This is a genomic window from Bacilli bacterium, assembly GCA_036381315.1.
In the GTDB taxonomy this organism is placed as follows: domain Bacteria; phylum Bacillota; class Bacilli; order Paenibacillales; family KCTC-25726; genus DASVDB01.
This window is the reverse complement of the sequence record DASVDB010000085.1, coordinates 1-11,306: the sequence shown is the minus strand read 5'-3', so window position 1 is coordinate 11,306 and position 11,306 is coordinate 1. Positions and strand designations below refer to the sequence as shown.

General features: G+C 52.3%; 11 protein-coding genes. All 11 read right to left on the bottom strand.

Translation table 11 applies throughout. The features are described 5' to 3' along the window. Positions 1-733: tRNA (guanosine(37)-N1)-methyltransferase TrmD (gene trmD, locus VF260_06725; GenBank protein ID HEX7056875.1), on the bottom strand; the 733-nt coding region annotated here is incomplete at its 3' end. Next, positions 733-1,290 (bottom strand): ribosome maturation factor RimM, encoded by a 558-nt coding sequence (rimM, locus tag VF260_06720; GenBank protein HEX7056874.1) that lies wholly within the window; start codon positions 1,288-1,290, stop codon positions 733-735. The genes trmD and rimM, both read right to left, overlap by 1 nt. 52 nt (positions 1,291-1,342) lie before the next feature. Then, entirely contained in the window at positions 1,343-1,573 is a 231-nt protein-coding gene (locus tag VF260_06715; GenBank protein HEX7056873.1) for a KH domain-containing protein, read from the bottom strand. A 76-nt stretch (positions 1,574-1,649) separates the two neighbouring features. After that, entirely contained in the window at positions 1,650-1,922 is a 273-nt protein-coding gene (gene rpsP / locus VF260_06710) for a 30S ribosomal protein S16 (GenBank protein HEX7056872.1), read from the bottom strand. A 39-nt stretch (positions 1,923-1,961) separates the two neighbouring features. Next, the gene (gene ffh / locus VF260_06705) at positions 1,962-3,326 is read right to left on the bottom strand and encodes a signal recognition particle protein (GenBank protein ID HEX7056871.1); all 1,365 of its coding nucleotides are present in this window, start codon (positions 3,324-3,326) and stop codon (positions 1,962-1,964) included. 39 nt (positions 3,327-3,365) lie between these two features. After that, a complete protein-coding gene (locus VF260_06700; protein ID HEX7056870.1) occupies positions 3,366-3,719 on the bottom strand; it encodes a YlxM family DNA-binding protein in 354 nt (117 codons plus the stop codon). 561 nt (positions 3,720-4,280) lie between these two features. Next, positions 4,281-5,255, bottom strand: coding sequence for a signal recognition particle-docking protein FtsY (gene ftsY, locus VF260_06695; GenBank protein HEX7056869.1), 975 nt, complete (start codon positions 5,253-5,255; stop codon positions 4,281-4,283). Positions 5,256-5,328: 73 nt separating this feature from the next. Beyond that, entirely contained in the window at positions 5,329-8,901 is a 3,573-nt protein-coding gene (smc, locus tag VF260_06690) for a chromosome segregation protein SMC (protein ID HEX7056868.1), read from the bottom strand. Positions 8,902-8,996: 95 nt separating this feature from the next. Beyond that, complete coding sequence (gene rnc / locus VF260_06685; protein ID HEX7056867.1) at positions 8,997-9,707, bottom strand: ribonuclease III; 711 nt, start codon at positions 9,705-9,707, stop codon at positions 8,997-8,999. Positions 9,708-9,709: 2 nt separating this feature from the next. Next, positions 9,710-10,948 (bottom strand): beta-ketoacyl-ACP synthase II, encoded by a 1,239-nt coding sequence (gene fabF / locus VF260_06680; GenBank protein ID HEX7056866.1) that lies wholly within the window; start codon positions 10,946-10,948, stop codon positions 9,710-9,712. An 87-nt stretch (positions 10,949-11,035) separates the two neighbouring features. After that, entirely contained in the window at positions 11,036-11,272 is a 237-nt protein-coding gene (locus tag VF260_06675; GenBank protein HEX7056865.1) for an acyl carrier protein, read from the bottom strand. Positions 11,273-11,306: the final 34 nt, after the last annotated feature.

Sequence of the window (11,306 nt, the reverse complement as noted above, 5' to 3'; positions counted from 1 at the left end):
CTTCTTCGTCCTTGACTTCTTGCAAAAGCTTTTGTTGCTCCGCGGTCAATGCCAATTTTTCCAGCAAGTCCGGCCGGCGCAGCCATGTGCGGCGCAGCGATTCTTTCATGCGCCAGGCGGCCACCCGTTCATGATGGCCGGATAAAAGCACTTCCGGCACCTGCCAACCGCGAAATTCGGCCGGCCGTGTATATTGCGGATATTCCAATAGCCCGGTGGAAAACGAGTCCGTGACAGCCGATTGTTCATTGCCTAACGCGCCCGGCAGCAGCCTGACCACGCTATCGATCACCGCCATCGCCGGTATTTCGCCGCCGGTCAGCACAAAATCGCCGACGGAAATTTCCTCCGTGATCAAATGCTCGCGTATGCGCTCGTCGTATCCTTCATAGTGGCCGCACAGCAAAATCAAATGCTCTTCCTTGGCCAGCGTTTCCGCTTTCGCTTGCGTATACGGTTCGCCTTGCGGGCACAGCAAAATAATGCGCGGCCTGGTCGGGGCTTGATTGACCAGGTGCTCCACGGCGGCGAATATCGGCTGCGGCTTTAAAACCATGCCGCCGCCACCGCCGAACGGATAATCGTCCACCGTATGGTGCTTGTCCGTGCTGAAATCGCGAAAATTGACAAGCCGAAACTCGACGAGACCTTTTTCCTGCGCTTTGCCGACGATGCTGGATGACAGCACGCCCGCAAACATCTCGGGGAACAACGACAAAATATCGATCCGCATCAGATGAGCCCTTCCATCAGCCGAACTGTAATCGTCTTTTGCGCGATATCCACCTTCAGCACCACCTCATCGATAACGGGAAGCAGCAAGTCTTTTTTGCCGGGGCGTTGCACAACCCATACGTCGTTGGCTCCGGGCGTTAATATTTCCGTGACCGTCCCCAACTCGCAACCGTTCTCGTCCACCACTTTGCAGCCTGCAATCTCATAAAAATAATACTCGTCTTCCGGAAGCTCGATCAGCTGCGTCGCATGCACTTTCAACACCGCGCCTTTGTATGTTTCCACATCATTGATGTTGTCGCATTCCTCGAATTTCACAAGATAAAAATTTTTGTGGCTGCGGGCATGCGCAATCGTCACTTCAGCCGCGGGAGCCGAATTCGCCCCCTTAAAAATATACAACTTGCTTCCTTTGGCAAAACGGATTTCCGGAAAATCCGTGCTGCTTATCACTTTTACCTCGCCGCGGATCCCGTGCGTATTCACAATTTTTCCGATGGCTAACCACTTTTCCGGCAAACCATTACCCCCATCGCGAAATTCGGAAGAAACCATTCATTTTGAAAAAAAGGTTAGGGGAAAACCCCCTAACCTTATTCCCCGCACATTATGATACGATTTCCACCGTAATTCGTTTATTTTCCTTAACGGCGGCAGACGTTACAACGGTGCGAATCGCTTTCGCAATTCTGCCCTGGCGGCCGATTACCTTGCCGATGTCCGCGGGATTGACGGACAACTCATAAACGATATTGTCCTCGTCCACTTTTTCATGGACCTGCACATCTTCGGGATGGTCGACCAACGCTTTGGCAATAATGACAATCAACTGCTTCATGCCCATACCTCCTGAAGGCTTTCCGCAAAAAAAGCCATTTCGAAAAGCCGAGCTTATGAAAGAGGCGTTGAAAACATTACTTCTGTTGCCGTGCTTCGTGGAATTTTTTTAAAATTCCCGCTTGGCTCAGCAAACTGCGGACGGTATCGGAAGCTTGCGCGCCGGTTTGCAACCACTTCAGCGCTTTTTCCTCGTCAATTTTGACCGCAGACGGCTGACTTAATGGGTTATAAGTTCCAATTTCCTCAATGAAGCGTCCGTCCCGCGGTGAACGCGAGTCGGAAACCACAATGCGGTAATAAGGTCTTTTATGTGCGCCCATGCGTTTCAAACGGATGCGAACTGCCATGTTTTCACCTCCCAATCAAAGTGCGGAAATGCGGATCGCTTACCCGAAAGGAAATTTAAAGCCTTTTCCGATTTTTCCCTTCAATCCTTTTCCGCCTTTATTCCCCATCATCGCCGAAAACTGTTTCATCATTTTGCGCATATCGTCAAACTGTTTGATCAGTCTGTTGACGTCCTGAATCGAAGTGCCGCTGCCGTCGGCAATCCGTTTGCGGCGGCTTGCGTTCAAAATTTCCGGCTTGCGTTTTTCCTCTTTTGTCATCGACTTGACGATGGCTTCCACTCTGCCCATTTGCTTTTCGTCGACTCTTAAATCCTTTATGCCTTTCATCTTGTTCATTCCGGGCAGCATATCAAGCAACTGGTCGAGCGGGCCGAGCTTCTTGACTTGCTCCATTTGCTCCAGAAAGTCTTCAAACGTAAATTCCGCCCGGCGCAATTTCCGTTCCATTTCGGCGGCTTTTTCCGCGTCGATATTGGCTTGCGCTTTCTCGATCAGCGTCAGCATATCGCCCATGCCAAGGATGCGCGACGCCATCCGTTCGGGATGAAAAGGCTCCAGCGCATCGATTTTTTCGCCCAAAGCGGCAAACTTGATCGGGCATCCGGTCACGGCTTTGACGGACAGCGCCGCGCCGCCGCGGGTATCGCCGTCCAGCTTTGTCAGCACGACGCCGGTCAGGTTTAAGCGATTATGGAAGTTTTCGGCGACCGTCACCGCGTCTTGGCCGGTCATGGCGTCGACAACGAGCAAGATTTCATCCGGCTTAACTGCCGCTTTCACTTCCGCAAGCTCTTCCATTAATTGTTCATCGATATGCAGGCGTCCCGCCGTATCGATGATAACCATGTCATGATTATTTTCTTGCGCGTGCGCCAGCGCCGCCTTGGCGATTTCCACCGGTTTGGCTTTGTCGCCGAGGCTGAATACCGGCGCCTTGATTTGCTCCCCCAATATTTGCAGTTGCTTGATCGCGGCAGGCCGGTAAATATCGGCGGCAACGAGCAGCGGACGGTGGTTTTGCTTTTGCAAAAAGCGCGCCAGTTTGCCGCTCGTCGTCGTTTTGCCGGCTCCTTGCAGCCCCGCCATCATAATGACGGTAGGCGGTTTGGCCGCCTTCGCCAATTTGCTCTGCGTGCCGCCCATTAATTCGGTCAATTCTTTATTGACAATGTCGACGACGACCATGCCGGGGGTGAAGCTTTTCAACACTTCCTGTCCGATGGCCCGCGCTTTCACTTTCGCGATGAAGTCTTTAACCACTTTAAAGTTGACGTCCGCTTCCAACAAAGCCAACCGCACTTCCCGCAGCGCCTCGTTCACATCGTCTTCGGTCAGCTTGCCCCTGCTTTTCAGCTTGGCGAACACACTTTGCAAACGCCCGGTTAGCCCCTCAAATGCCATGATCGGGTCGCTCCTTTCCTGCGATGCACTCGAGACGAATCAATCGTCGATTTCCTGCAACGCCTTGATCAATCCGTGCAGTTCGCTCCGTTTGTGTTCCGGAATCAATGCGGCGAACTGCCCGATTTTCCGCAAGAAATGTTCACGCTTCTCCTGCTTCGAAAGCAGCCCAAGCTTCGCTTCATACATCTCCAGCGCCTGCTCGGCGCGCTTCAGATGTTCGTACACGGCTTGTCTGCTGATCTGAAACTCGGCGGCTATCTCGCCCAGCGAATAATCATCATAAAAATAATACTGCAGAAACGTTTGCTGCTTTTCGGTTAAAAGCGTTCGGTAAATGTCAAACAACATATTGATGCGCAGCGTTTTCTCCAGAACGTCGGCAGTCATGATAAAATCATCCCCTGTCAAGGGATACCGCTTTACAGCACATGACTTATCATAGCGAAATTGGCCGATCATGTCAAGGTTTTTACCTTGTCAGGACAATTTGCGAAGAAGTTGCTGCTTTGCGAGCACACCCTGAGCGCGATGCTGGCGATGGCGCGGGAACGGATCAGGAGCGGCAGGCAGAGAAGATGCGCGGACCGGCAGTCAGCGTGCAACCGAGTACGATTATGAGTGAAAAATCACACATAATTTTCGCGAAACTCGGTTTTTTGACGAATATATATGAAAAACCACATACATTTGACATGGGTTTGCAAATTTTACACAAATATGTGTGAAAAATCACATATATGAGCCGCAAACTCCAAATTTTAAGAAAATGAATGTGAAAAATCACATATATTGGCCGCTATTCGCAGCAATTAGTCTCGATCAGTCTCCATTGGACGCCATTGGACGCCAACGGCGTGCGAAGCCAATTTGCCCGTCTTTTAGGATAATCCTAAATGTTCGGAAAGTTGCATCGAAGCAAAAGCAGGGGGGCACATTCGATTCACTCCCTACTTATTCTGTTACTTCCTCGGTCAGGCCGGCAAACAGCGCTTTGACGTATGACTGCGAGTCGAACGGCTCGAGATCGTCCATTTTTTCGCCCAGACCGACGAATTTGACCGGAAGCTTGAGCTCGCGGCGGATGGCGATCACGATGCCGCCTTTCGCTGTGCCGTCCAGTTTGGTCAAGATCAAGCCGGTGACGCCTGTTTTTTCGCCGAATATTTTGGCCTGGCTCATCGCGTTCTGTCCGGTCGTGGCATCCACGACCAACAAAGTTTCATGCGGGCCGTCGGGAACTTCGCGGCGAATAACGCGATAAATTTTATTCAACTCTTCCATCAAATTGACTTTATTCTGCAAGCGGCCGGCCGTATCGCACAACAGAATATCGGCATCCTGCTTTTTCGCCGCCTTAATCGCGTCAAAGATCACCGCCGCCGGATCGGCGCCCGCCTGCTGACGAATGACCGGCACGCCGACACGTTCGCCCCACACTTCCAACTGCTCGATCGCCCCGGCCCGGAACGTATCGCCTGCCGCCAGAACCACTTTTTTTCCCTGTTCTTTAAACAGATGCGCAAGCTTCCCGATGGAAGTTGTCTTGCCGACGCCGTTCACCCCAACGAATAAATAAACCGTAAGCCCCTGATCGGCGATTTTCAGCGCGTTCGTTGCTTCATCGCCTGCAAGCAAACCGATCAGTTTCTCGGTTAAAATCGGCCGCAGTTCTCCGGCGTCTTCGATCTTTTGTTTTTTCACTTCGCTGCGCACATCATCGATCAGTTCCATGACGGTATTGACTCCGACATCGGCCCCGATCAAAATTTCCTCCAATTCCTCATAAAACGCCTCATCAATCTTTTTGTGGCGGGACAGCAAATCCTCCATCCGGCCAACGAAGGCGGTGCGGGTTTTGCTCAAACCCTCTTTAAACTTATCTGTCGTTGCCGTTAAGCTTTCTTTTATTTTTTTGAAAAAACCCATCTTCTCCGCTCCTTAACCAATCGGGTAGTTGGTTTCTAATCAGGTAATTGGTTTCTATTCGGGCGGTTGGTTTCTATGCCGAGATCGGCTCCCCGTCTTCCAATCGCACCGAAACAAGTTTGGATATTCCGTCGTCTTCCATGGTTACGCCGTACAACACGTCGGCTTCTTCCATCGTGCCTTTGCGGTGCGTGACGACAATAAACTGCGTATCGGCCGAATACTCCCGCAAATATTGGGCAAACCGCGTGACGTTCGCGTCATCCAACGCCGCCTCGACTTCATCAAGCACGCAAAACGGCACCGGCTTCACTTGCAGTATCGCGAACAACAGGGCAATGGCCGTAAACGCCCGCTCGCCGCCCGATAACAGCGACAGCGTTTGCAGTTTTTTGCCGGGAGGCTGCGCGACAATCTCGATGCCCGTCTCCAACAGATTTTCCGGTTCGGTAAGCAAAAGATCCGCCCGACCGCCGCCGAAAAGTTTGGAAAATACGACGATAAAATGCGACCTGATCGCTTCAAACGTTTCCCAAAACCGTTTTGACATTTCTCCGTCGATTTCGTTAATCACTTGATACAGCGTCGTCTTGGCCTCGATCAAGTCCTGCCTTTGCTCGCTCAAAAACCGGAATCTTTCGCTGACCCGGGCGTATTCGTCGATCGCGCCGAGATTCACTTCGCCAAGTTGGGCGATTTGTTTTTTCAACTCGCGCACTGCATTTTGCGTGCCCGAAATATCTTCTGGCGGCGGAAATTTTTGCCTGGCCAGTTCGTAGCTCAGCTCATATTCCTCGGACAGTTTCGCAAGCAAATTATCCAGTTCCACATCGAGCCTGTTTACACGCACTTCGGTTTGATGCATCGCTTCTTCAACTTGCCTTAACTGAATCCGCTCTTCTTTCGTTTTGCTTTCTTCCAATTCCAATTTCTTCAGCCATTCGGCGCGTTCAGCCCGTTTGAAGTCGATCGCGTCTGTGCATTCCTGTTTTTGCAGGACAAGCTCGTTCAACCGTTCCGTTTGCTTGACCATTTCTTCGCTGTTCATCTTAAGGTCCGCTTCATACTGCGCAAGCGCCCGGCCGCTCTCGGCAATCTCCCGCGCCGTATCTTCCAGACCGCGCCGCAATCGGGCGATATTGTCTTTAACAGCCTGCAGCGCGCTTTCTTTCGCCGCTTTTTGCACCTTAAGTTCGGTTAATCTGGATTGCAACGCCTCCTTGGCGGATTCGTTCCGCTTTCTGACCGTTTCCGCCTCCAGAATCGCCGCTTGCAGCGTGCGCTCCTGCGCTTCCAATTCTTTAAGGGAAGCTTGCAGTTCGGTGATTTTGCCCGTAAACGACAATTGTTCATTTTGCAAAAGCTTCTCTTCTTCGGAAGACACATGGATTTGCTTTTCCTTCAGATTGTATTCCGCTTCGTAACGGCCAAGCTCGGCGCGCAGATGCTGTTCTTTAAGGCGCTGATCCTCGCCTGCGCGGCGCAGATCGTCCAGCTGCCCCATCATCTCGCCGATTTCTTTTTTAACCTGATCGGACTTTTGCTTCAATTCCGTAAGCTGCTTGTGCGCAGAGGCAATTTCTTCCGTCAACTGTTCGATCAGCCTTTGTCTGCCAAGCAAGCTGGCCGATTTTTTCTGCCGGCTGCCGCCTGTCATTGAGCCGCCGGCATGCACGACGTCGCCATCCAGGGTGACGACGCGGTAGCGATATTTGCAAGCGGCGGCAATGCGGTTCGCATGTTCCAAATTGTCGGCTACCAGAACATTGCCAAGCAAATTGCGGAAGATCGGCGTATATTCTTGCCTGAAAGCCACCAGTTCGACGGCTACGCCGACAAAGCCCGGAATTGCCGCGCAGGCATTGCGTTCGCCCGCGGAAATGGTTCGTTCCTGAATGACATCAAGCGGCAAAAAGGTCGCCCTGCCCAATTGGCGCTCTTTCAAATAGGCAATCGCCGCCCGGGCCGACGCTTCGTCGCTCATGACGATATGCTGCAACGCGCCGCCCAATGCGGTTTCCATCGCGGCTTCCACCGTCTCCGGCACTTTGACGAGTTCCGCAACCGCTCCGTGTATACCGCGCAATCCGTTCTGTTTTTCCCGGGATTTCAATATTTCGCGCACGCCGTGCGCATACCCTTCAAAATCATGCTGCATTTCCACGAGCGTGTCGCGGCGCGAGGTCAGGGCGCCGATTTTTTGTTCCCATTTGCGTGCGGTAAACTGCGCCTCTTCGAGCAGCTTCTCTTTCTCTTTAACCAGCTTGCTTTTTGCCAAAAATTGTTCTCTGACCGCCTCGATGGTTCGCGCCGCTTCGGCAATGCGCTCTTCCTGCGTACGCATTGTCGCCGCAAGCTCTTTCAACTCGAGCTCGATCCGCTGCCGTTCTTCCGCCGATTTCGCCTTGCGCCGCGCGGATGTTTCCATTTGCTGTTCGCAATAGCGGATCTCGTTTCTCGTCTGGGCAATTTTGCTCAAGATTTCAAACAGCTCCGCTTTGAGCTGCTCCTCACGTTCCGTGCCCGCCTCCTCATGCACGCCGGCAAGCTGCGCTTCTTCCGCCTGAAGCGCTTGCGCAATTTGCGCAAGTTCGCCCAACGCTAGCTGAAGCTGCTCATTGGCCTGCGCCAGTTCCGCTTCTTGCGCGGCTTTGCGCAAAGATTGCGTTTCCGCCGCCTGGCCGAGCGCTTTTATGTTGCCTTCCAAATTTTTGCGCCGTTCCTTCAATACTTCGCCGAAACCTTCGCATTTTTCCGCCTCTTCGCTTAAACGAAGCAGTGACGTCTGCAACTGTTCGAGCTCGTTTTCCAGGCGTCTTGCCTCCATACGGTGCTGTTCCAAATCGGCATCATGCGCGCCGACAACTGCCGCAAGCGCCGCCTGCCTGTCCTGCAGCTCTTGCAGTTTATCCCCCGTCTCTTTCCACGTCCGGTGCAGCTCTTCGATCTGATGGACGTACAGGGATATTTCCCGCGCTTTTAGTTCTTCGCGCAATTCCTTGTATGTATTCGCTTTTTCCGCCTGCTCCCGAAGCGGCTCAATTTGAACTTCCAACTCGCTTATCAAATCGTGGATCCGCAGCAGATTGGCTTCCGTCTCATCCAGCCGTTTTTGCGCTTCTTTTTTGCGGGACTTGTATTTTACAATGCCGGAAGCCTCTTCAAAAATCGCCCGCCGATCCTCGGAGCGCGTGCTTAAAATTTCTTCAATCCGGCCTTGGCCGATAATGGAATACGCTTCTTTGCCGATTCCCGTATCCATAAACAATTCGGTGATGTCTTTTAGCCGGCAAGGCTGTTTGTTGATGAAATATTCACTGTCCCCGTTGCGGTTAATGCGTCTTGTTACCGTGACCTCAGCAAAATCAAGCGGCAAAGCGTTGTCCGAATTTTCCAATGTCAGGGACACTTCGCTATAGTTGACCGGTTTGCGCGATACACTGCCAGCAAAAATAACGTCTTCCATTTTTCCGCCGCGCAGCGATTTGGCGCTTTGTTCGCCCAACACCCAGCGGATGGCGTCCGATATATTGCTTTTTCCGCTGCCGTTTGGGCCCACTACCGCAGTGATGCCGCTGACAAATTCCAATTCCGTTTTATCCGCAAACGATTTGAAACCCGAAAGTTCGATACGCTTCAAGAACAATGTATATTCACCTCACGCCCTATTGTAGCATACAGAAAAGGAGCAAAGACAATTTTGCGCCGCTTTGCTCCTTTTTCCTATGCAAACGAAGGAGTTCACAATTTCTCGGAAAATTGCGGGTCAAGCTTGGCAAGCGCCTGCGCCGCCGCATTCTGTTCCGACTCCTTTTTGGAACGGCCGTCCCCCTGTCCGAGCACGCGCCCTTCCATCACTACTTCCGAGATAAAATGTTTTTCATGCGCCGGCCCTTGTTCGTCAACTACGCGATACTCCAGTTGCCCCAAATTGTGATGCTGCGCATATTCCTGCAACCGCGTTTTAAAATCGATGATCTGCAATTCGGACAATTTGGGAAACATGCTCGCTTTCAGAAACTGTTTGACAGCCGGCATCCCCTGGTCCAAAAACAAAGCGCCGACAAACGCTTCAAACACATCCGCGAGCAGCGCCGGCCGCGTGCGGCCTCCGGTCAGTTCTTCGCCTTTGCCGAGCAAAATGTAATCGCCAAACCGCAAATCCTGCGCGAACCTGAACAAGGAAGGCTCGCACACAATCGACGCCCGCAGTTTGGTCAGTTCGCCTTCCGGACGATTCGGATAGCTGTGGTATAAATACTCGGAAACAGCCAATTCCAACACCGCATCGCCCAAAAATTCCAGGCGCTCATTATCCTGATGCGCCCCCATGCGATGCTCATTCATATACGAAGCATGAGTAAATGCTTGCCTTAATAAATGCTGATTATTAAAAACAAGGCCGAGGTTGTTTTGCAGTTCCTTGAAATTCCGGTTCGCATTGGTCTTCATGCTTATTCTTCAAACCGCTTCATAATGATCGTGGCATTGTGCCCGCCAAATCCGAACGAATTGGACATGACCACATTGACGTCGGCCTTGCGGGCGACGTTGGGCACATAATCAAGATCGCATTCCGGATCGGGCGTTTCCAGGTTGATCGTTGGCGGAATTACGCCGTTTTTGATCGTAAGCGCGCAAATGACCGCTTCCACGCCGCCGGCGGCGCCCAGCAGGTGACCGGTCATCGATTTGGTCGAAGAGATGGCCAGCTTATAGGCATGCTCGCCGAATGTTTTCTTCACCGCGATCGTTTCCGATTTGTCTCCCGGCGGCGTCGAGGTGCCGTGCGCATTAATATAATCGACCGCCTCCGGAGCAATTCCCGCGTCCTTAAGCGCTCTGTTCATGCTGCGCATGGCGCCGTCGGGATCCGGGTCGGTGATATGGAAGGCGTCGCCGCTCATCCCGTACCCGATCAATTCCGCATAAATATGCGCACCGCGTGCTTGCGCATGCTCGAGCGACTCCAGAATGAGAATGCCGGAGCCTTCCGCCATCACAAACCCGTCGCGGTTGAGGTCAAACGGGCGGCTGGCTTTTTCCGGCTCGTCATTCCGCGTGGACATCGCCCTGAGCGCGCAAAACCCGGCAACGCCGGTGGGGCGGATTGTCGCTTCCGCGCCGCCGCAAATCATCACATCGGCTTCGCCGTGCTGGATCAGCCGCAGCGAATCGCCGATCGTGTGCGTGCCCGTGGCGCAGGCGGTAACCGCCGTGCTGTTGGGGCCTTTTGCGCCCGTCAAAATGGAGATTTGTCCCGACGCCATATTGGCGATCATCATCGGAATGAAAAACGGGCTCACCCGCTTCGGCCCTTTCTCCAGCAAAATGCTGTGCTGGTCTTCCCAAGTGCTTAATCCGCCGATGCCGGAGCCGACATAAACGCCGGCACGGTCGGGGTTTTCCATCTTTGAAATATCTAATTTTGCGTCCTCCAACGCCAATTTGCTCGCAGCGACCGCAAATTGCACAAAGCGGTCCATACGGCGGGCGTCGCGTCTGTCCATGTACTTTTCGGGGTCAAAATCCTTAATCGATGCGGCTATCCGAGTTGTATATTCGCTGGCGTCAAATGCTTCGATCAGGCTGACACCTGACTTTCCGTTCATCAGATTGTTCCAAAACGTTTTTTGGTCGCAACCCAGTGCCGTAATGACACCCAAGCCTGTGATGACTACTCTGTTTTTCATACAACCACCTCTATACGGTAAGCAGCATCAATGCAGATAAACGACGAATAGTCCCGTTTCACATGTTAAAACGGGACTTCACCTTAGTTACGCTTGTGTTTTTTTTATGTACTCAACTACTTCTCCCACAGTCGTAATCTTTTCGGCGTCTTCATCGGAGATTTCCATGTCGAATTCATCCTCAAGTTCCATAACCAGTTCAACGACATCCAGCGAATCCGCGCCCAGATCATCTTTGAAAGATGCTTCAGGGGTGACTTCCGCTTCGTCGACACCTAAACGGTCCACGACGATTTTCTTCACACGATCCAGAATATCGGACATCCGGCTCACCTCCTCTTTGGTATTATACGAGAAT

Coding starts and splice junctions, on each gene's coding strand:
- rimM (HEX7056874.1), bottom strand. CDS start 1,290: ATGGTTTCTTCCGAATTTCGCGATGGGGGTAATGGTTTGCCGGAAAAG.
- VF260_06715 (HEX7056873.1), bottom strand. CDS start 1,573: ATGAAGCAGTTGATTGTCATTATTGCCAAAGCGTTGGTCGACCATCCC.
- rpsP (HEX7056872.1), bottom strand. CDS start 1,922: ATGGCAGTTCGCATCCGTTTGAAACGCATGGGCGCACATAAAAGACCT.
- ffh (HEX7056871.1), bottom strand. CDS start 3,326: ATGGCATTTGAGGGGCTAACCGGGCGTTTGCAAAGTGTGTTCGCCAAG.
- ftsY (HEX7056869.1), bottom strand. CDS start 5,255: ATGGGTTTTTTCAAAAAAATAAAAGAAAGCTTAACGGCAACGACAGAT.
- rnc (HEX7056867.1), bottom strand. CDS start 9,707: ATGAAGACCAATGCGAACCGGAATTTCAAGGAACTGCAAAACAACCTC.
- fabF (HEX7056866.1), bottom strand. CDS start 10,948: ATGAAAAACAGAGTAGTCATCACAGGCTTGGGTGTCATTACGGCACTG.
- VF260_06675 (HEX7056865.1), bottom strand. CDS start 11,272: ATGTCCGATATTCTGGATCGTGTGAAGAAAATCGTCGTGGACCGTTTA.